Source organism: Lelliottia sp. RD5, assembly GCF_056032945.1.
Window position 1 is genome coordinate 1,019,328 of sequence record NZ_JBVYHQ010000001.1, and the last position, 21,497, is coordinate 1,040,824.

At 52.2% G+C, this 21,497-nt stretch carries 20 protein-coding genes; 3 read left to right on the plus strand and 17 right to left on the minus strand.

Translation table 11 applies throughout. The features are described from left to right. Window positions 1-8 precede the first annotated feature (8 nt). Together AC0LWE_RS05165 and hinT are read right to left on the minus strand one after the other, a co-directional pair. Window positions 9-383 (minus strand): YcfL family putative periplasmic lipoprotein, encoded by a 375-nt coding sequence (locus tag AC0LWE_RS05165; protein ID WP_059178299.1) that lies wholly within the window; start codon window positions 381-383, stop codon window positions 9-11. Between the two features lies 1 nt (window position 384). Continuing rightward, window positions 385-744 carry a purine nucleoside phosphoramidase gene (gene hinT, locus AC0LWE_RS05170; protein ID WP_059178300.1) on the minus strand — a complete coding sequence of 120 codons (360 nt, stop codon included), beginning with the start codon at window positions 742-744 and terminating at the stop codon, window positions 385-387. Between the two features lie 353 nt (window positions 745-1,097). Here hinT and fhuE point away from each other — a divergent pair, with 353 nt between their 5' ends. Next, the gene (gene fhuE, locus AC0LWE_RS05175; protein WP_202666005.1) at window positions 1,098-3,281 is read left to right on the plus strand and encodes a ferric-rhodotorulic acid/ferric-coprogen receptor FhuE; all 2,184 of its coding nucleotides are present in this window, start codon (window positions 1,098-1,100) and stop codon (window positions 3,279-3,281) included. 266 nt (window positions 3,282-3,547) lie between these two features. On the opposite strand, the gene ptsG is transcribed toward fhuE, so the two are convergent. The 14 genes from ptsG to yceD form a co-directional block, all read right to left on the minus strand. Continuing rightward, the gene (ptsG, locus tag AC0LWE_RS05180; protein WP_059178302.1) at window positions 3,548-4,981 is read right to left on the minus strand and encodes a PTS glucose transporter subunit IIBC; all 1,434 of its coding nucleotides are present in this window, start codon (window positions 4,979-4,981) and stop codon (window positions 3,548-3,550) included. Between the two features lie 297 nt (window positions 4,982-5,278). Continuing rightward, window positions 5,279-6,073, minus strand: a complete 795-nt coding sequence (locus tag AC0LWE_RS05185) for a metal-dependent hydrolase (protein WP_131487030.1) — start codon at window positions 6,071-6,073, stop codon at window positions 5,279-5,281. Between the two features lie 10 nt (window positions 6,074-6,083). Further along, window positions 6,084-7,088, minus strand: a complete 1,005-nt coding sequence (gene holB / locus AC0LWE_RS05190) for a DNA polymerase III subunit delta' (protein WP_219346780.1) — start codon at window positions 7,086-7,088, stop codon at window positions 6,084-6,086. Further along, complete coding sequence (tmk, locus tag AC0LWE_RS05195; RefSeq protein ID WP_059178305.1) at window positions 7,085-7,726, minus strand: dTMP kinase; 642 nt, start codon at window positions 7,724-7,726, stop codon at window positions 7,085-7,087. The genes holB and tmk overlap by 4 nt, the downstream gene beginning before the upstream one ends. Beyond that, window positions 7,716-8,738, minus strand: a complete 1,023-nt coding sequence (gene yceG, locus AC0LWE_RS05200; RefSeq protein WP_219346781.1) for a cell division protein YceG — start codon at window positions 8,736-8,738, stop codon at window positions 7,716-7,718. The genes tmk and yceG overlap by 11 nt, the downstream gene beginning before the upstream one ends. Then, window positions 8,735-9,550 (minus strand): aminodeoxychorismate lyase, encoded by an 816-nt coding sequence (gene pabC / locus AC0LWE_RS05205; RefSeq protein WP_219346782.1) that lies wholly within the window; start codon window positions 9,548-9,550, stop codon window positions 8,735-8,737. The genes yceG and pabC overlap by 4 nt, the downstream gene beginning before the upstream one ends. Window positions 9,551-9,673: 123 nt before the next feature. Further along, window positions 9,674-10,915, minus strand: coding sequence for a beta-ketoacyl-ACP synthase II (fabF, locus tag AC0LWE_RS05210; RefSeq protein WP_012017005.1), 1,242 nt, complete (start codon window positions 10,913-10,915; stop codon window positions 9,674-9,676). Window positions 10,916-11,007: 92 nt separating this feature from the next. After that, the gene (acpP, locus tag AC0LWE_RS05215; protein WP_003857954.1) at window positions 11,008-11,244 is read right to left on the minus strand and encodes an acyl carrier protein; all 237 of its coding nucleotides are present in this window, start codon (window positions 11,242-11,244) and stop codon (window positions 11,008-11,010) included. A gap of 277 nt (window positions 11,245-11,521) precedes the next feature. Further along, window positions 11,522-12,256 carry a 3-oxoacyl-ACP reductase FabG gene (gene fabG, locus AC0LWE_RS05220; RefSeq protein WP_012017004.1) on the minus strand — a complete coding sequence of 245 codons (735 nt, stop codon included), beginning with the start codon at window positions 12,254-12,256 and terminating at the stop codon, window positions 11,522-11,524. 12 nt (window positions 12,257-12,268) lie between these two features. Continuing rightward, entirely contained in the window at window positions 12,269-13,198 is a 930-nt protein-coding gene (gene fabD, locus AC0LWE_RS05225) for an ACP S-malonyltransferase (RefSeq protein WP_059178308.1), read from the minus strand. Between the two features lie 13 nt (window positions 13,199-13,211). Beyond that, the gene (locus AC0LWE_RS05230) at window positions 13,212-14,165 is read right to left on the minus strand and encodes a beta-ketoacyl-ACP synthase III (protein WP_059178309.1); all 954 of its coding nucleotides are present in this window, start codon (window positions 14,163-14,165) and stop codon (window positions 13,212-13,214) included. Window positions 14,166-14,171: 6 nt separating this feature from the next. Beyond that, window positions 14,172-15,206, minus strand: coding sequence for a phosphate acyltransferase PlsX (gene plsX, locus AC0LWE_RS05235; protein WP_174342093.1), 1,035 nt, complete (start codon window positions 15,204-15,206; stop codon window positions 14,172-14,174). Window positions 15,207-15,285: 79 nt separating this feature from the next. After that, window positions 15,286-15,459 (minus strand): 50S ribosomal protein L32, encoded by a 174-nt coding sequence (gene rpmF, locus AC0LWE_RS05240; RefSeq protein WP_003857964.1) that lies wholly within the window; start codon window positions 15,457-15,459, stop codon window positions 15,286-15,288. Window positions 15,460-15,475: 16 nt separating this feature from the next. Continuing rightward, window positions 15,476-15,997 (minus strand): 23S rRNA accumulation protein YceD, encoded by a 522-nt coding sequence (gene yceD / locus AC0LWE_RS05245; protein ID WP_059178311.1) that lies wholly within the window; start codon window positions 15,995-15,997, stop codon window positions 15,476-15,478. Window positions 15,998-16,137: 140 nt separating this feature from the next. Between yceD and AC0LWE_RS05250 the strand changes: the two genes are divergently transcribed. Continuing rightward, window positions 16,138-16,722 carry a Maf family protein gene (locus AC0LWE_RS05250; protein WP_219346783.1) on the plus strand — a complete coding sequence of 195 codons (585 nt, stop codon included), beginning with the start codon at window positions 16,138-16,140 and terminating at the stop codon, window positions 16,720-16,722. Window positions 16,723-16,779: 57 nt separating this feature from the next. Here AC0LWE_RS05250 and rluC read toward each other — a convergent pair whose 3' ends face one another. Beyond that, on the minus strand, window positions 16,780-17,727 hold the full coding sequence (gene rluC / locus AC0LWE_RS05255) for a 23S rRNA pseudouridine(955/2504/2580) synthase RluC (protein ID WP_059178313.1): 948 nt from the start codon (window positions 17,725-17,727) through the stop codon (window positions 16,780-16,782). Between the two features lie 568 nt (window positions 17,728-18,295). On the opposite strand from rluC, the gene rne reads away from it, so the two are divergent. Further along, a complete protein-coding gene (gene rne, locus AC0LWE_RS05260) occupies window positions 18,296-21,478 on the plus strand; it encodes a ribonuclease E (protein WP_219346784.1) in 3,183 nt (1,060 codons plus the stop codon). Window positions 21,479-21,497: the final 19 nt, after the last annotated feature.

The window sequence follows — 21,497 nt, forward strand, 5'->3', positions numbered from 1 at the left end:
TTTACCCCTTACAAATAAAGATACAGTCTGACTTTATGCGCACCCAGATAATTAGCGCTGCCATAAAGCGTAACAGAGGAATTTGCCGGAATAACGGCGGTGCGTGGCGCTTCCAGCGGATGCATCTCCAGCCCTCTCACGTCATACCAGAAAAACCGATAATGGATGGTGACAGGCTCATGTCTTTCGTTATAGAGCGTGGAGGACGCCGATGGCTGGATGTCGCTGAGCGTCAATGTCGGCGCCTCGGCGGTGATCCCCGCAGCCAGAACCGACGATTCCATTACCAGCGTCTGTTCATCGCTGACCGGGATCGCGGGACGCGAGCTACAGCCCGCCAACACAATAGCCAATACCAGAACAGCAATACGCCCTCTTTGCATGTCAAAGACCTTTATGCGCCAGCATCGATCCGAGCGGACGACCGCCCAGGAGATGCATGTGAATATGATAAACTTCCTGCCCGCCATGACGATTACAGTTCATGATCAGACGGTAACCGTCTTCTGCAATACCTTCCTGCTCAGCAATTTTCGCGGCTACCGTCAGCATACGGCCTAACGCCACTTCATGCTCGGCTTTCACGTCGTTGACCGTCGGAATCAGAATATTGGGGATAATAAGGATGTGTGTCGGTGCCTGTGGCGAAATGTCGCGGAAAGCCGTGACCAGTTCATCCTGATACACGATATCGGCCGGAATTTCGCGGCGGATAATTTTACTGAAAATGGTTTCTTCAGCCATGACGTTTTCCTTGTGTGTTTAGTCTGGTGTGGCAACCACGGTAAGAGTCTTATGGCGACCTGTTGCTCTGTGGCACAACACAAGAGTATGAGCGACTTTCTCCTGTCCTTTCAACCTTATCCCTCGATTTCTTTCCTGAGTGCGAATTTCCTGGTCGCCGAGTGACCTTTCCTGCCTTTCAGCAGGACTAAAACATAATTTCAAGTGAACTAGTTACATCTGTTTACATAGCGAATCCTAATGCGTATATTTCGCATTTGCATTTTCATGCGCATTTTTAACATAGAAATGACCTCCGACCGTTATCGGGACTGGGGCAGTAAATTCACACTTCACTCAGAAAGGGTTTGATGATGTCTTTCATTAATCACTCCAGGGATGGGCAACGTCAGCCTGCCGCAACACCCACGTTGCTGGCAGCCTGCATTGCTATGGCATTGATGCCTACCGCAAGTTTCGCCGCACCAACCGAAGATACGGTCATTGTAGACGGCTCTCAGTCTGGTACTGCAAATGACGAGCAGGATTACAGCGTAAAAACGACCACCGTTGGCACCAAAATGCAGATGGTGCAGCGCGATATTCCTCAGTCTGTCACCATCGTTAGCGAACAGCGCATGGAAGATCAGCAATTACAAACGCTGGGTGATGTGATGGATAGCACCATGGGGATCAGCAAAAGCACCGCTGATTCCGACCGTAGCAGCTATTACTCGCGCGGTTTCCAGATTGATAACTACATGGTTGATGGCATCCCGACCTATTTCGAATCACGCTGGAACCTGGGTGACGCCCTTTCTGATACAGCACTGTTTGAACGTATTGAAGTCGTGCGTGGTGCGAATGGATTGATGACCGGAACCGGTAATCCTTCGGCTGCTATCAACATGGTGCGTAAACATGCCACTAGCCGTGAGTTTAAAGGCAATCTTTCTGCGGAATATGGTAGCTGGAACAAACAGCGCTATGTCATGGATATGCAAAGTCCGTTGACTGATGATGGCAATGTTCGCGCGCGTATCGTGGCCGGTTATCAGGACAACGACTCCTGGCTTGACCGATACAATCAAAAGAAAACCTTCTTCTCTGGAATTGTTGACGCAGACTTAGGCGAGACGACGTCGCTGTCCGCGGGGTATGAATATCAACGTATCGACGTTAACAATCAGACCTGGGGCGGCTTACCGCGCTGGAATACCGATGGAAGTGTGAGACATTACGATCGCGCACACAGCACTGCACCGGACTGGGCTTACAACGACAAAGAGTTCAACAAATTCTTTGCGACCGTGAAGCAGCGCTTTGCAGACAACTGGCAAGCCACGCTGAATGCGACCCATACCGAAGCGAAGTTCGACAGTAAAGCCATGTACCTCGATGCCTACGTTGATAAAAGCACCGGTATGTTGACCGGTCCCTACGTTAATTATGGCCCTGACTTTGGCTATGTTGGTGGTACAGGCTGGAACAGCGGCAAACGTAAAGTAGACGCAGTGGATCTGTTCGCGGACGGCGGTTACGAGCTGTTAGGCCGTCAGCACACCGTGATGTTTGGTGGCAGCTACAGTCGTCAGACCAACCGTTACACCAACTCATGGGCGAACGTTTTCCCTGAAGAACTGGGCAGTTTCTATGACTACGACGGCAATTTCCCGGAGACAAACTGGGGATCACAAAGCCTCGCCCAGGATGACAAAACCTATATGAAGTCGCTGTATGCCGCGACCCGTATCTCTCTGGCTGACCCGCTGCACTTGATCCTTGGCGCTCGTTACACCAACTGGCGTGTCGATACCATGACGTATGGTATGGAGAAAAATCACACCACCCCTTACGCCGGCCTGGTGTTCGACATCGACGATAACTGGTCGACTTACGCAAGCTATACCTCTATCTTCCAGCCACAAAATTACCGCGACAGCTCGGGCACATACCTCTCGCCTGTCACCGGTAATAACTATGAAGTCGGTTTGAAATCTGACTGGATGAACAGCCGCCTGACCACCACCCTATCCGTGTTCCGTATTGAACAAGATAACGTGGCGCAAAGCACTGGCCGAACGATTCAGGGATCAACCGATACGGCTTATGAAGGTGTTGATGGCACCGTCAGTAAAGGTGTGGAATTTGAACTCAACGGCGCTCTGACCGATAACTGGCAGATGACCTTTGGTGCAACGCGTTACGTCGCAGAAGATAGCGATGGCAAGGCGGTTAACCCGAATCTGCCACGCACGACGGTTAAACTGTTCACCCGTTACCGTCTGCCGGCACTGCCTGCCTTGACCGTTGGCGGTGGCGTTAACTGGCAGAACAGTGTCTACAGCGATGTTGCGACACCTTATGGCACATGGCGTGCAGAACAGGGCAGCTACGCGCTTGTTGACTTGTTCACCCGCTATCAGGTGACGAAAAACCTCTCCGTCCAGGGTAACCTGAACAACCTGTTCGATAAAACCTACGATACCAACGTCCAGGGTTCACTTGTTTATGGCGAACCACGCAACGTTAGCGTAACGGCCAGCTATCAGTTCTAAGTTATTAACGGTATGCAAAGGGAGCCAGAGGGCTCCCTTTTTATTTCGGGCAATAAAAATCCGCCTTCATAGAAGCCGGCATTGATTTCGCCCTAAAAGGGCGCACCAAAACCCTTAAACAAGTCTCTACCTGTCCTGTGAGATTTAAATCCCAAAACAATAAGGCAGAGCCAAAACCACTTGATGACCACGCCCACAGGACGTGGTTTTCAGTTGGCAATAAAAAAGGCAGCCATTCGGCTGCCTTAGTCTCCCCAAATCACCACTTAGTTGCTGCGGATGTACTCATCCATTTCGGTTTTCAGGTTATCGGATTTGGTTCCGAAGATGGCCTGAACACCAGAACCTGCAACAACTACGCCTGCTGCGCCCAATTTCTTCAGGCCAGGCTGGTCGACTTTAGCGATATCAGCAACACTGACACGCAGACGGGTGATACACGCGTCCAGGTTAGTGATGTTTTCTTTACCGCCGAATGCCGCAACGAGTGCTGGAGCCATTTCACCGGTCGCTGTCGCTTTCACATCGTCAGACGCATCTTCACGACCTGGGGTTTTCAGGTCCAGTGCTTTGATCAGCACACGGAAGATGGTGTAGTACGCCACTGCGTAGCACGCACCCACGATAGGGAACAGCCACAGCTTGCTGCTGTTACCAGACAGCACGATGAAGTCGATCAGACCGTGCGAGAACGAGGTACCGTCACGCATACCCAACAGGATACAGATTGGGAACGCCAGGCCAGCCAGAACCGCGTGGATGATGTACAGGATCGGCGCAACGAACATGAAGGAGAACTCGATCGGCTCGGTGATACCGGTCAGGAACGAGGTCAACGCTGCGGAAATCATGATACCGCCCACTTTTGCACGGTTCTCTGGTTTAGCAGAGTGCCAGATAGCAATCGCAGCAGCCGGCAGACCGTACATTTTGAACAGGAAGCCACCAGACAGTTTGCCTGCAGTTGGGTCACCTGCCATATAACGTGGGATATCGCCGTGGAACACCTGACCTGCAGCGTTGGTGTATTCACCAATCTGCATCTGGAAAGGAACGTTCCAGATGTGGTGCAGACCAAACGGCACCAGGCAGCGCTCAACGAAACCGTAGATACCGAACGCGACAACCGGGTTCTGGTATGCAGCCCACTGAGAGAAGGTCTGGATCGCGGAACCAATCGGTGGCCAGATGAAGGACAGGACCACACCGGTAAAAATCGCTGCCAGACCAGAAATGATAGGGACAAAACGCTTGCCCGCGAAGAAGCCCAGATATTCTGGCAGCTTGATGCGATAGAAGCGGTTGAACATATAGGCTGCAATAGCACCCGAGATGATACCGCCGAGAACACCGGTATCAGCCAGGTGTTTCGCTGCGATTTCTTCAGCAGGTAAGTGCAGTACCAGCGGCGCAACCACAGCCATGGTTTTCACCATGATGCCGTAAGCCACAACGGAAGCCAGAGCGGATACACCGTCGTTATTGGTGAAGCCCAGAGCGACACCGATCGCGAAGATCAGCGGCATGTTAGCAAAAACAGAACCGCCTGCTTCGGCCATCACGTGAGAGACTACGGCTGGCAGCCAGCTGAAGTTTGCAGAACCGACGCCCAGCAGGATACCTGCGATAGGCAGTACGGATACTGGCAGCATCAGCGATTTACCGACCTTTTGCAGGTTAGCAAATGCATTCTTAAACATATTGAGAGTGCTCCTGAGTATTTGTGCTTTTTTTTACGCTTTCACGCATGGGCACGGGGGGAGAACCGCGCCGTGGACAGGACATCTAAGCGCCCTTTATTTATTACACAGGGTAAAATAAATCCCTGAGACTTTGTTTGACGGCTATCACGTTTCAGCTTATGACGATCGAAAAACTTGCAGTTATTTACAAAAAGCATGTCCAGATATGTCAAAAAACACTGTCACCGCCCCAAATAAGGCGGTGAACTTTACTCGCTTTGTTTATTAATTACGAGCCTAAAAAAAACAGGTCTTTCAACGAGATTGCAGGCGGGCGGGGTCGATGTGGAACAGGCTGGCAAAGTTTTCCGTGGTGGCACGAGCCAGCTCTTCAAGGCTCACGCCTTTCAGTACGGCCATATATTCAGCCACGTCTCTCGTCATGGCTGGCTGATTTTCTTTACCGCGATGCGGTACCGGTGCCAGATAAGGAGAGTCTGTTTCCACCAGAATACGGTCGAGAGGCACATAACGCGCAGCATCACGCAGCTGCTCAGCGTTACGAAACGTCACGATCCCCGAAAACGAGATATAAAAACCTAAATCAAGCAGCTTACCCGCCGTTTCTCTGTCTTCTGTGAAACAGTGTAGTACGCCACCGCAATCCGTCACGTTTTCTTCCTGAAGGATGGCCAGTGTGTCAGCGCGTGCATCGCGGGTGTGCACGATAACCGGTTTGTTCAGCTCGCGTCCGATACGGATGTGATGGCGAAACGACTCTTGCTGACGTGGTTTTGTTTCTGGCGTGTAAAAATAATCCAGCCCTGTCTCCCCCATCGCAACCACGCCCTCTTCCGCTGCCATACGACGCAACGCTTCTACGTCATACTCTTCATCCTGATTTAACGGATGCACACCGCAGGAGAAAACAACGTTATCGCGCTCGCCCACCAGATCGCGCATAGAGCGGTATCCGGGTAACGTGGTGGCGACCGCCAGACAAAATTTCACATCGCGAGCGGCGGCTTTTTCAAGCACGTCATCCACGTTTTTATGCAGAGATTGATAATCCAGGCCATCGAGATGGCAGTGTGAGTCGACTAAAAACATAATGTCTCTCTCAGAGATGGGAAGCAGGCAGCAGCGCGCCGGGTTGTAAGTAACGTTCGATACGCAGGAAAAGATCGGTGAGCACCAGTTCGCGATTGAGTCCAGTGACCGTCAAGAGTTGTTCGCGGCAAGCGCAAATATCATGAAGAATGGCACGCAATTTCGCATCAGAAAGTTGGTTTGCCAGGGTGTTCACCAGTGGCCAGGCATCGGCGTTGCTCAGAAGCGTGGCGCTTTGCTGAAGTTTTAGCGCGTCCAACAGTAAGGAGGCCAGCCAGTGCAAGCGCGACGTGGCCTGATCGTGATTCAGGGTGCTCACCAGACTGAACCAATCACGGTTATCCAGAGCCTGACTGAATGCTTGACAGAGCTGCTCCCGCTGGACCCAACGATCTTTTTGCAGTAGTTCTAACGCCGCAGCGGGTGCGCCGCTGCTCAATCTAAGCGCCGTTAACGCCGCATCTTGTGACACCGTCACTTCTCGTTCAAGCCAGGTTAATGCCCATGCTTCTGAGGGGGCGGCAAGATGATGCAGCCTACAACGACTGCGCAGCGTCGCCAGCAATCGTCCCGGTTCACGGCACGACATAAAGAACCAGGTTTTTTCAGGTGGCTCTTCCAGCGTTTTTAACAGCGCGTTGGCGGCCGCCTCGGTCAGGAGAGCCGCATCTTTCAGCCAGACGACTTTCGCACCACCCAGCCTGGCGTGCTCGTACAGTTTTTCGCTGACTTCGCGCACGGCATCAATACCGAGCGAGCTCTTACCCTTTTCAGGTTCCAGAGTGTAGTAATCTGGATGTGTGCCTGCCTGCATCAGCTGGCAGCCACGACACTTTCCACAGCTTTTATGCCCTTCTGGCTGCTGGCACATTAAAAAACGCGTGAGTGCATAAATGAGGGCGTCGTCACCCATACCGGGTAACGCCTGAATCAGTAGCGCATGATGCCCCCGACCGGCCTGATAGCTGCTTATAAGCTGATCAAAGTGCGGACGCAACCATGGATACCATTTCATGCCTGTTGCTCCTGTAACCATGCGGTGATGGTCTCACGAATAGAGCGCGTGACATCCTCAAGCGACTGCGTGGCGTCAATCGTACGAATCGAGTCATCCTGCGCGGCCAACTCTAAATAACGGGCACGAGTGCGATTAAAGAAATCCAATGACTCTTGTTCGATACGATCCAGCTCACCGCGGGCACGGGCACGCTTCAGACCCACTTCTGGGGTCACATCCAGATAAAGCGTCAGGTTTGGGCGAAAATCACCCAGCACAGCGTTACGCAGTGTTGCCAGCATTTGTTGATCAATGCCTCGGCCACCGCCCTGATAAGCCTGAGTGGATAAATCATGGCGATCCCCAATCACCCACTGGCCTTCCGCCAGCGCCGGTTTAATTACCGTTTCAACCAGCTGTACGCGCGCAGCGTAAAACATCAGCACTTCGGCTTTTACGTCGATCGCTTCGTCGCCAACGGATTTGATGTCCAGCACCAGGCTTCTGAGCTTCTCGGCCAGTTGTGTGCCACCCGGTTCACGGGTGAAAACCATCTGCTCGATGCCGAGTTCTTTAAGTGTGTCCACCACCACATTTCGTGCCGTGGTTTTCCCGGCGCCTTCCAGCCCCTCAATGACGATGTAATTACTGCGCATTTTTTTCCTTAAGTGCTTTCAGATAGTCCTGAACAGAGCGATTGTGACTCACCAGGTTGGTGTTAAAGGTGTGCCCACCTTTGCCATCGGCCACAAAATAGAGATACGGAGTTTTTGCCGGATGCGCCGCAGCATCCAGAGAGGCTTGGCTCGGGGTGGCAATCGGTCCAGGCGGTAAGCCGCCAATCACGTAAGTATTATACGCGGTTGGCGTCTCCAGATCCTTACGCGTGATCTTGCCCTTGTAGTCTTCACCCATGCCATAAATCACCGTCGGATCGGTTTGCAGACGCATACCGATACGCAGGCGATTGATAAATACCGACGCCACCTGATCGCGCTCGCGTGCGAGAGCCGTCTCTTTTTCAACGATTGACGCCATTGTCACAAACTGATTTTTATCCTGATAAGGCAGCCCTTCCGCACGTCCTTCCCAGGCTTTATCAACGGCCGTCACCATTTTGGTGTGCGCACGTTTAAGAATAGCCACATCGGTTGTTCCGGCGGTATACATCCAGGTGTCGGGCCAGAACCAGCCTTCAACCCATTCCGGATGTTCCAGCTTAAGGACGTCCGCAACGGTGGCGTAGCTGTCATCTTTCAGCGTATGGCTGATATAAGGCGCGTCGCGGAGCTGTTTCAGGTAGTCACTCAGGCGCATACCTTCCACGAATCGCAGGGGGAATTGCGCCTCTTTTCCACTCTCCAGCAGTTCCAGCATCTCTCTTACCGTCATACCTGGCGTAAAGCGATAGGTCCCGGCCTTAAAGTGAGACAGCTCCGGCTCAATACGCAGCAGCCACTGGAATACGCGCGGACGGTTAATCACTTTGTCGCTGTAAAGCTGTTCACCCAGCGCCAGACGCCCGGTTCCTGCTTTCAATGTGAAAACAGTCTCTTCTTTAATCAGAATTTTACTGTCCGCCATCTGGCGAACTTTCCATAGTCCTACCCCGCCTGCAATACCCAGCACAACGATAAGCAGGAGGACAAAACGCAACATTTTTTTCATGACGATTTCACTTGCTCACACAGTGGGGCTAAGAACGAGTACAACTCACGCGACGACCAGCAGCGTTCACCGTAACTGCGAACGGGTACGACCGGCATCAACGCATTGCAAATGACCACCTCATCGGCAGCCAAAAGTGCGTCTTCGCCTGCGTTAATTTCGACAACGCGAAAGCCAGCTTGTGCCAGTTGTTGCAAACAATACTGCCGCATGATGCCATTGACGCCAGCCTGATCGACTTTCGGCGTCAACACCTCATTCCCTTTACGCCAGAGTAAATTGGCCGCACAGCATTCCGTAATGAACCCTTCACTGTCAAGAACCAGAGCTTCATCTGCCCCTGACTGTTCAAGATGAGTACGGATTAAGACCTGTTCAAGCCGATTGAGATGTTTGATTCCCGCCAGCATGGGGTTACGGCCGAGTCGAACGGGACTCAATTCTAAGGTGATGCCTTTACGGCGCCAGGCGTCATAATGTGCGGGATAATCAGAAACAGAGAGAATACGCGTCGGCTGATGACAGCTGGCCGCGCTGTATCCACGTCCCCCGCTGCCACGGCTAATGATCACTTTCAAAACACCCTGCTCATTTCCCAGAGCCCTTTCACGCATTTCGCGCTGGAGCTCGGGCCACTGTTCGAAGGGGATGAGCAGTCTTTCGCATGCACTCTGCAAACGCTGGAGATGCGCGGCAAGAAAACACACCTCACCGTTGACGATGCGCGCTGTCGTGAAACAGCCATCGCCAAACTGGATCGCCCTGTCGTTTGCGGGAAGAGAATCCTGCTTGTGGCCATTAATGAAGAACATGGTCGCTCCTTTTGCATGGCCAAATAGTTTGGCAGGACGAATAATGCAGAACAAGGGGAAAAAACGGAATAAAAAAGGCCCGACAAGCGGACCTTTTCATTTAACGCAATCTGACAGCGGGCTTCAGATCTTTTTAAAGATCAGAGAACCATTCGTGCCGCCAAATCCGAAGGAGTTACACAGGGTATACTCCAGGCCAGTAACCTGACGTGCTTCGTGCGGTACGAAATCCAGGTCGCAACCTTCATCTGGATTATCCAGGTTAATGGTTGGCGGAACAGCCTGATCGCGCAACGCCAGGATGGAGTAGATTGACTCTACCGCGCCTGCCGCACCCAACAGGTGACCGGTCATGGATTTGGTTGAGCTCACCATAATGCGGCTTGCTGCCTCGCCAAAGACTGATTTAACAGCCTGCGTTTCGGCTTTATCGCCAGCAGGTGTCGAGGTGCCGTGAGCGTTCACATAGCCAATCTGGCCCGGTTCGATACCGGCATCGCGAATAGCATTAACCATTGCCAGCGCAGCACCTGCGCCATCTTCCGGTGGTGAGGTCATGTGATAAGCATCACTACTCATGCCGAAGCCAATGATTTCAGCATAAATTTTCGCACCGCGTTTTTTCGCGTGCTCATACTCTTCGAGTACGATCATGCCAGCACCGTCACCCAGAACAAAACCATCACGGTCTTTGTCCCACGGACGACTTGCCGCCTGAGGGTTATCGTTACGGGTAGACAGCGCACGCGCTGCACCGAAACCACCCACACCCAGCGGGGTACTGGCTTTTTCTGCACCACCCGCAACCATTGCGTCGGCATCACCGTAAGCGATGATACGCGCAGCCTGGCCGATGTTATGCACACCAGAAGTACAGGCAGTTGCGATAGAGATGCTTGGGCCACGGAGGCCAAACATGATGGTCAGGTGACCGGCCACCATGTTAACAATCGTGGACGGAACGAAGAATGGGCTGATTTTACGTGGGCCACCATTGACCAAAGAGGTATGGTTTTCCTCGATCAGACCTAGACCGCCAATCCCGGAGCCAATAGCGGCACCAATTCGGGTAGCGTTCTCTTCCGTTATTTCAAGGCCAGAATCCTGCATGGCCTGAACGCCAGCGACAATTCCATATTGAATGAAGGCATCCATCTTGCGCTGTTCTTTGCGTGAGATGAATTCTTCACAGTTAAAATCCTTTACTAAGCCAGCAAATTTCGTTGCGTAGGCGCTAGTATCGAAATGGTCGATTAGGCTGATGCCGCTCTGACCGGCAAGGAGAGCTTTCCAGGTGGACTCTACGGTATTGCCGACAGGAGACAACATGCCAAGTCCGGTCACAACTACACGACGCTTAGACACGTATGTCCTCCAGGGAGGGATAAAAAAAGAGAGTGGTGGTTAATGAAAAAGATAAAACTCAGGCGGTCGAATGACCGCCTGGAGATGTTCACTTACGCCTGGTGACCGTTGATGTAATCAATGGCAGCCTGAACGGTGGTGATTTTCTCAGCTTCTTCGTCCGGAATCTCAGTATCAAACTCTTCTTCCAGAGCCATTACCAGCTCAACGGTGTCAAGAGAATCTGCGCCCAGGTCTTCAACAAAGGAAGCGGAGTTCACAACTTCTTCCTGCTTAACGCCCAGCTGCTCGCCGATAATTTTCTTAACGCGTTCTTCGATAGTGCTCATACTCTTAAATTTCCTATCAAAACTCGCTTTCGCGATGGTTTTCGTAGTGTATAAAATGTTGAAAAATTTGCAACTAAATCCCGGCAAGTCTCACCACGATTTTACGTTATTTTGCGGCCTTTCGCCCTAATAACGCAAATTTTTTTCTACACTTCTTCATTCAGGCCGCTTCTTCGTTGGTAGCGCCCTCAGATTCCGGTCACAGAGTAATCTGTGCGCCAGGTCTTATCGGCCATGCCGCCTTGATCCAACCTGAATGATTTTGTGTAGCTCGTGGTTAAACCATGTACATCCCGCCGTTGACGTGGAGGGTTTCACCAGTGATGTAACCCGCTTCGTCAGAGGCTAAAAATGCCACCGCACTGGCGATTTCATTTGGGGAGCCTAAACGCCCCGCAGGAACTGCCGCCAGTGTACCCGCACGCTGATCATCAGTCAGCGCACGCGTCATGTCCGTTTCAATAAAACCCGGAGCAACAACGTTAACAGTAATGCCACGAGACGCAATTTCACGCGCTAGCGACTTACTGAAACCAATCAGACCCGCTTTCGCCGCAGCGTAGTTGGCCTGACCAGCATTTCCCATGGTACCGACCACAGAACCAATAGTGATAATGCGACCATAACGCTTTTTCATCATAGCGCGCATTACCGCTTTTGACAGACGGAATACTGATGACAGGTTGGTTTCGATAATATCGTCCCACTCATCATCTTTCATTCGCATCAGGAGGTTGTCACGAGTGATACCGGCATTATTTACCAGAATATCAACTTCGCCAAACTCTGCGCGAATATTTCCCAGAACAGATTCGATAGATGCAGGATCGGTCACATTCAGTACCAGGCCTTTACCATTTGCACCTAAGTATTCGCTGATGGCTTGAGCGCCATTTTCACTGGTAGCTGTACCAATGACTTTCGCGCCACGCGCGACAAGTGTTTCAGCGATTGCACGTCCGATACCGCGGCTTGCGCCCGTTACCAGCGCGATTTTTCCTTCAAAACTCATGGTGTTCCTCTTTTATTGCGAGAGTGCCGCTGACAGGGCTTCCGGCTCGTTAATAGCCGATGCAGTCATGGTATCAACAATACGTTTTGTCAGACCGGTCAGGACTTTTCCCGGACCGGCTTCGAAAAGATGCTCAACGCCCTGTGAGGCCATAAACTCAACGGTTTTGGTCCACTGTACGGGGCTATAAAGCTGGCGAACAAGCGCATCGCGAATCGCTTCCGGCGCCGTTTCGCATTTCACATCAACATTGTTCACGACAGGCACAGCGGGTGCGTTAAACGTAATTTTTTCGAGCTCTGCCGCCAGCTTAACAGCAGCCGGTTTCATCAACGCGCAATGAGACGGAACGCTGACAGGCAGTGGCAGCGCACGCTTTGCGCCCGCAGCTTTACAGGCGGCGCCTGCGCGCTCAACAGCTTCTTTGTTCCCGGCAATAACCACCTGGCCCGGCGAGTTAAAGTTAACCGGTGAAACAACCTGACCTTCTGCTGATTCTTCACAGGCTTTGGCAATAGAAGCATCATCTAGCCCGATGATTGCAGACATCGCACCGGTGCCTTCTGGCACCGCTTCCTGCATGAATTTGCCACGCATTTCTACCAGGCGTACGGCATCAGCAAAAGCAATCACGCCCGCACAAACCAGCGCGGAGTATTCACCCAGGCTGTGACCCGCCAACAGCGCTGGGGTTTTGCCGCCCTGCTGCTGCCATACACGCCATAACGCCACTGACGCCGTCAGTAACGCAGGCTGGGTTTGCCAGGTCTTATTCAGCTCTTCTGCTGGCCCCTGCTGAGTCAACGCCCAAAGATCATAACCCAGAGCATCAGAAGCTTCTCGGAAAGTCTCTTCGATAATAGGGTTGTTTGCCGCTAAATCAGACAACATCCCAACCGCCTGAGACCCTTGGCCCGGGAACACAAAAGCAAATTGCGTCATTTTTAATCCTTAATTAGAAACGAACCAGCGCGGAGCCCCAGGTGAAACCGCCACCAAAGGCTTCAAGCAAGACCAGTTGGCCTCGTTTAATTCGTCCATCGCGTACCGCTTCGTCAAATGCGCAGGGTACGGACGCCGCAGAGGTATTGCCATGGCGATCGAGCGTCACAACAACATTATCCATCGACATGCCCAGCTTTTTCGCCGTGGCACTAATAATACGCAGGTTAGCCTGATGCGGAACCAGCCAGTCGAGCGCTGAACGTTCAAGATTGTTCTCGGACAGCGTTTCATCGACGATATGAGCCAATTCCGTCACGGCAACCTTAAACACTTCATTTCCTGCCATCGTCAGGAAGATCGAATTGTCCGGGTTAACACGATCCGCGTTAGGGAGCGTCAGCAGCTCACCATAACTGCCGTCAGCGTGTAAATGCGTCGAGATAATACCCTGCTCTTCTGACTGACCCAGCAGGACAGCGCCCGCGCCATCGCCAAAGATAATAATCGTGCCACGATCTTCTGGGTTGCAGGTTCGCGCCAGCACATCTGCGCCAATCACTAACGCATATTTTACTGCGCCCGATTTTACATACTGATCGGCAATGCTAAGCGCATAAGTGAAACCAGCACACGCGGCAGCAACGTCAAACGCAGGACAACCCTTAATACCCATCATGCCCTGAATCTGGCACGCTGCACTCGGGAACGCGTGAGTCGAAGAGGTGGTCGCGACAATGATCAAACCGATCTCATCTTTATCCACACCGGCCATTTCCAGCGCGCGGAGGCCTGCTTCATAGCCCATGGTGGAAACTGTTTCATCAGGCGCGGCGATACGGCGCTCACGGATACCTGTGCGTGTGACAATCCACTCGTCAGAGGTATCGACCATTTTTTCCAGATCGGCGTTAGTTCGCACTTGTTTGGGCAGAAAACTGCCGGTACCTAAAATCTTCGTATACATGTACGCTCAGTCACTTTTTGCTAATACAGATTCCAGGCGAGCGGCAATCCGCTGTGGGACTTGTCGCTGCACCGCCTGCACTGCCTGTTCAATGGCGACGGTAAACGCTCGCTGATTGGCCGCACCATGACTCTTAATCACCGTGCCGCGCAATCCTAACAGACAGGCGCCATTATACTGGTCGGGGTTGAGGTGACTGAATCGCCGCGTCAGGCTCTTTTGTAACCAACGCTTCAATAAAATCAGCCACCAGGCCGTTTTTTTCCCATCCCCCTGCGATTTGAGCAGAGAAAGGAACATTCTCACGACCCCTTCCATCGTTTTTAACGTCACGTTGCCAGTGAATCCATCACACACCAGAACATCAGTCTTACCGGTCAATAATTCATTAGCTTCAAGATAGCCAATATAGTTAATTGACGGTGCGGATTTTAGCAATTCTGCGGCTTCACGAATGCTATCCAGGCCTTTTGTCTCTTCTTCACCGATGTTCAGCAACGCAACCCGGGGATTTGAAATCCCCACAACTTCTTCAGCTAACACCGACCCCATGATGGCAAACTGGGCCAGCATTGTACTATCACAATCGACGTTGGCCCCCAGATCGAGCACCACCGTTTTGCCCTTTTGTTGGTGCGGCAATACCGTCACCAACGCAGGACGCTCAATCCCCTGAATGGGCTTGAGCATTAATTTCGCCAGCCCCATTAGCGCACCGGTGTTACCCGCGCTAACGCAGGCTTCTGCCCGCCCTTCTTTTACCAGCTCCAACGCAATGCGCATTGATGTTCCGCGACTGTTGCGGATCGCATGCGATGGCCGGGCATCACTGGCAATAACTGACTGCGCAGGAATAATCTGCAGACGTGAACGTTGTTCAAAGTCAGCTTTTGCAAGTAATGGCGTGATTGTGTCGGGATTACCGACTAAAAGAAGTGTGAGTTGAGAATTAGAGTTCAGTGCCTGCAATGCTGCAGGCACTGTCACGGAAGGCCCAAAATCTCCTCCCATGACATCTAACGCCAGGGTTAGACGTGTCAAGGTATCATCGCTGCCCGGTTTGGCGTTTCCCCAGTTTCCTGGGGAAATCCTCACTAAGCTTCATCACGCTTGCGCGTGATTACTTAGTGATAACCTTGCGGCCGCGGTAGAAACCGTCAGCTGTGATGTGGTGACGCAGGTGTTTCTCACCAGAAGTCTTGTCTACAGACAGGCTGGTAACTGCAGTCAGCGCGTCATGGGAACGACGCATGCCACGTTTGGAACGGGTTGGTTTATTCTGTTGTACGGCCATGGACCTTACTCCTTAATTACTTACGCTTTAAACTGGCTAATACGGCAAATGGATTTGGTTTTTGCGCTTCATCAGGCAATTCACCAAAGACCATGTCCGCGTCGGACACTTCACAGTGTTCAGAATCATGCACCGGAACTACTGGCAAGGCGAGGATGATTTCATCTTCAACCAATGCAAGCAGATCGATTTCACCGAATTCGTTAACCTCAATCGGTTCATACGCTTCCGGGAGTGCTCCAGCCTGTTCGTCTGAACGAACCGGACTGAAACAATACGTTGTGTGAACATGACGTATAAACGGTTTCCCGCAACGCTGACATTCGAGCGTTACCGTCACCTTTGCATCGCCGGTTAAAACGGCAAGACGCTGGTTATCGATATCGAACGACATGGAGCATTCTACATCAGTATCCACACTGACCACAGATTCGGCGATACGCTCAGCCTGATCGGGGGTATAAATACCTTCGTAATCGAGGCGTTTCTGAGCCGTACGAACCGGATCAAGAGTCAGGGGTAATTTTACCTTTTGCATAGGGCGCGCATATTAACTTTGTAACGTCATAGAGTCAAAGAAAAAGGCAACCGCAGCTGCCTTTTGCCAATTATTCGCACACATTGCGGCCTGTAGTTTAAAATGGCTGGCATCGATACGCTATATCTGGTGAAAAAAATATGCCGAAACTCGTGCTTGCTTCCACTTCTCCGTACCGACGTGCGCTGCTCGAAAAGCTGGGTGTTCCCTTCGAGTGTGCGGCGCCCATCGCTGATGAAACACCACAACCTGCTGAATCGCCACGCCATTTGGTTTTGCGCCTGGCGCAGGAAAAAGCGCAAAGTCTCGCCAATCGCTTTCCTAATCATCTGATTATAGGTTCCGATCAAGTTTGCGTATTGGACGGTGAAATTACCGGGAAACCCCACACCGAAGAGAACGCGCGCCAGCAATTAATGAAAGCGCGCGGATCTATTGTCACCTTTTACACGGGCCTGGCACTCTACAACTCTGCTACCGGTCATCTGCAAACAGAATGCGAACCCTTCGATGTGCATTTCCGCCATCTGAGCGAACAAGAGATTGAGGATTATGTCCGCAGAGAGCGCCCGTTGAATTGCGCGGGAAGTTTCAAAAGCGAAGGCTTGGGGGTTGCATTGTTTGATAAGCTGGATGGTCGCGATCCGAATACGTTGGTTGGCTTACCGCTGATTGCACTTTGCCAGATGCTGCGCCGTGAGAACGCTAATCCATTGATGGCGTGATTGGCGGGGGGCGCTGCGCTGTTGTTTTAAGATCAGCGCAGCGTCACCTGCATGCGGTTACCCGCGAAGAATTTTAAGACAACGCTTGAGCTGATTGTCCAGCGGCGCTTCGACACGCATCTCTGCGCCCGTCCCAGGATGGGTGAACTTCAACGCAGCGGCATGCAGGAACAAACGCGATAATCCGGTGCCAGCCAGCTGTTTATCAAATTCGCGATCGCCATAGCGATCGTCAAATGCGATCGGATGACCGGCATGAAGAGTATGGACGCGAATCTGGTGCGTACGTCCTGTGACAGGGCTGCATCTTACCAGGGTGCAAAATTCGTAACGCTCTTCGACTTTAAAACGTGTTTCTGAGGGTTTGCCTTCGCTGTTGACGCGAACGATACGCTCCCCGCTCTGCAAAATATTTTTCAACAGCGGGGCTTGCACCACTTTGACATGGGATTGCCATTGGCCACGCACCAGCGCCAGGTAATCTTTCTGCATCCCTTTCTCACGCAGCTGCTCATGCAACGAACGTAATGCGGAACGTTTTTTCGCCACCAGCAACACGCCAGACGTGTCGCGGTCAAGACGATGGACCAGTTCCAGGAAACGGGCTTCCGGTCGTAACGCACGCAACCCTTCGATAACGCCAAAGCTTAACCCGCTCCCGCCGTGAACCGCTGTACCTGAAGGTTTGTTCAGCACCAGGATATGATCGTCTTCATATAAAATGGCGTTGGTTAGCGCCGCCACTTTATTGAGATGCGGCGATACCGCTTCTTCTTCGCGTTCTGCGACACGCACTGGCGGGATACGCACTTCATCACCCGCTTCCAGTTTGTACTCAGGCTTGACGCGTTTTTTGTTCACTCGCACCTCGCCTTTGCGCAGGATGCGATAAATCATACTCTTTGGCACACCTTTCAACTGGGTGCGTAAAAAGTTATCGATTCGTTGCCCCGCTTCGTCATCAGCGATAGCAACCATTTTTACGGATGGAGTCTCTGTTTTCATGGTTGGCGATTCTAAATATCGTCAGGCATTAGCGCCACTCATTTTTATATGCTTATATTTACTTTTAATCAGCCTGCTCTCTCTCGACGCAATCGATTTGGTGGTTATTAAACCAATCATCACTTTGAAGTGAAGAAACTGTGAGTAACCGGGTGATAATTGGTAAAAGTCATCTTGCTATAACTGGGTTAGCAATGGAATAATGAAGTCGTTTTCCGTGTTAAATCTGGGTTTTGTAAGGATAACGACGGAATGACCAATTTTGTCTGACCGATCATCCACGCAGCAATGGCGTAAGACGTATTGATCTTTCAGACAGTTAGCGGGCTGCGGGTTGCAGTACTTACCGGTAAATGGAATCTTCTCTGGAGAGTTCTCCCAGGCTGTTCCCCTGATAATTGCGCTGTATTTCCTATGAAAAACAGGCAACCGACACTTTGCGCCTCTTAAACGAGCGACAACCGTGAGGTTGGCGACGTCACAGTCACGAGGCCATCGGTTCATACCCCGGAAAGCGTCACCTTGCCCGCAGCTTAGTCGTCAATGTAAGAATAATGAGTAAGTTACGATGAAAAGAATGTTAATCAACGCAACTCAGCAAGAAGAGTTGCGTGTCGCCCTTGTGGATGGGCAGCGCCTGTACGATCTGGATATCGAAAGTCCTGGACACGAACAGAAAAAAGCGAACATTTACAAAGGCAAAATCACCCGCATTGAACCAAGCCTGGAGGCCGCTTTCGTCGATTACGGCGCTGAGCGTCACGGTTTCCTTCCTCTGAAAGAAATTGCCCGCGAATATTTCCCTGCCAACTATAACTCCCACGGTCGTCCGAACATCAAAGATGTGCTGCGCGAAGGCCAGGAAGTGATTGTACAGATTGATAAAGAAGAACGCGGCAACAAAGGTGCTGCGCTGACAACCTTTATCAGCCTGGCGGGTAGCTATCTGGTACTGATGCCAAACAACCCGCGTGCGGGTGGTATCTCTCGCCGTATCGAAGGCGATGACCGTACCGAGTTGAAAGAAGCGCTGGCCAGCCTTGAATTGCCTGATGGCATGGGTCTGATTGTGCGTACTGCAGGTGTCGGTAAATCTGCCGAAGCGTTGCAGTGGGACTTAGGATTCCGTCTGAAGCACTGGGAAGCCATCCAGAAAGCTGCAGAGAGCCGTCCGGCGCCCTTCCTGATTCACCAGGAAAGTAACGTTATCGTTCGTGCTTTCCGTGACTATCTTCGTCAGGACATCGGTGAGATTCTGATTGATAACCCGAAAGTGCTTGAGCTGGCTCGCCAGCACATCGCCGCACTGGGTCGTCCAGATTTCACCAGCAAAATTAAACTGTACACCGGTGAAATCCCGCTGTTCAGCCACTATCAGATCGAATCGCAGATTGAGTCCGCCTTCCAGCGTGAAGTGCGTCTTCCTTCTGGCGGTTCCATCGTTATCGATTCGACCGAAGCACTGACCGCTATCGACATCAACTCCGCACGCGCAACCCGCGGCGGCGATATCGAAGAAACTGCGTTCAACACCAACCTTGAAGCAGCAGATGAAATTGCACGTCAGCTTCGTCTGCGCGACCTCGGTGGCCTGATCGTTATCGACTTCATCGACATGACGCCAGTACGCCATCAGCGCGCAGTGGAAAACCGTCTGCGTGATGCGGTTCGTCAGGATCGTGCTCGTATCCAGATCAGCCATATTTCTCGCTTTGGTCTTCTGGAAATGTCGCGTCAGCGCCTGAGTCCTTCTCTGGGTGAATCCAGCCATCACGTCTGTCCGCGCTGTAGCGGTACCGGTACCGTGCGTGACAACGAATCACTTGCACTCTCCATTCTGCGTCTCATTGAAGAAGAAGCGCTGAAAGAGAACACCAAAGAAGTTCACGCGATTGTTCCGGTTCCAGTGGCCTCTTACCTGCTGAACGAAAAACGCGAAGCAGTCAGTGCCATTGAATCACGTCAGGCTGGCGTGCGTTGCATCATCGTTCCAAACGATCAGATGCAAACGCCACATTACTCCGTGCTTCGCGTACGCAAAGGTGAAGAGACATCCACTCTGAGCTACCTGCTGCCGAAACTGCACGAAGAAGAGATGGCAATGCCTTCTGATGAAGAGCCTGCGGAGCGTAAACTCCCTGAGCAGCCAGCATTGGCTACCTTCATCATGCCTGAAGCACCGCCGGCCCCTTCTGAGCAGCCAGCGACCGCTAAGCCTGCAGTGCAGAAATCTGAAACCGAAGCTAGCGTGGCGTCTTCAGAACCTGGTCTGCTGGGTCGCATCTTCAGCGCGCTGAAGAAAATGTTCGTGGGTGAAGAATCTCAACCTGAAGAGCCGAAAGTTGCTCCGAAAGAAGAGAAAAAAGAGCGTCCGCAGCAGGACCGTCGTAAACGTCAGAACAACCGCCGCGATCGTAATGACCGCCGTGACAACCGCGATAATCGTGATAACCGCGACAATCGTGATAATCGTGATAATCGTTCTGAGAACAACAACGAAGGTCGTGAAGCGCGCGAAGACAACCGTCGCAACCGTCGCGAAAAACCGCAGCAAAATGCGGAAGATCGTGAAATCCGCCAGCCAGCGGGCGATGAGTCTGAGAAAACCAGACAGCGTGACGAGCAGCAGCCACGTCGTGAGCGTAACCGTCGCCGTAATGACGACAAGCGCCAGGCGCAGCAGGACGTTAAAGCCGTCACTCTGGAAGAGCCCGCTGCCCAGGAAACTGAACAGGAAGAGCGCGTCCAGGTCATGCCGCGTCGTAAGCAGCGTCAGCTGTCACAGAAAGTTCGCTTCGAATCTGAACAGACTGAAGCGGCAACTCCCGCTGTGAACGTCCCTGTGGTTGAAGAAACGCAGAATACGCAACTGGCAAAACTGGAGCTTCCCGCTGTTGTTGAGCCAACGCATGAGCAAGACGACAATACGGAAGCGCGTGATAACAATGGTATGCCACGTCGTTCCCGTCGCTCTCCGCGCCACCTGCGCGTGAGCGGTCAGCGTCGTCGTCGCTATCGTGACGAGCGTTACCCAGCCCAGTCACCGATGCCAATGACGGTCGCCTGTATGTCACCAGAAATGGCCTCCGGTAAAGTGTGGATCCGCTACCCGATTGCACGTCCTCAGGATCAGCAGTTTGAAGAGCAGACTGCAGTTGAAACCGTTGAGCCAATGGTCGCAGCTCCTGCCGACGTTGCGCCTGTCGCGGTTGAAGAAGTGCAACACGTCGTGGCTGAGCCGCAAACGGTTGAAGCGGTTGAAGTAGAAACTACACATCCGGAAGCGATCGCTGCGCCGGTTGATGCCCAACCTCAGGTTATCGCGCAAGAAGATACGGCTGTTGCTGAGCAAATCGCGGAAGCCGCTGAACCTGCAGCACCTGTAGAGGCTGTAGAAACTATCGTGGAACAGCCTGCTGTTGCCGAAGAGAAAGCGGACGTTGTGGCTGAAGTTGAAGCTGAAGTCGTGGCAGATGTTGTCGCTGAAGCTGAACAACCTGCGCCTGCCCTCGTTGCAGAGCAACCTGTTGCTGAAGTGAAGCCACAACCGGCCGCATCTGCTGTTGTCGGTCATCATCACGCGACAGCGCCGATGACGCGTGCTCCAGCACCGGAATATCAGCCAGAAGCGCCACGTCAGAGTAACTGGGTGCGTCCTGCGTTCGATTTCGACGGTAAAGGTGCTGCAGGTGGTCACAGTGCCACTCATCAGGCAACTGCACCGGCAACACGCCCGCAGTCTGTTGAGTAATTTGCAGCCCTAATGAAAA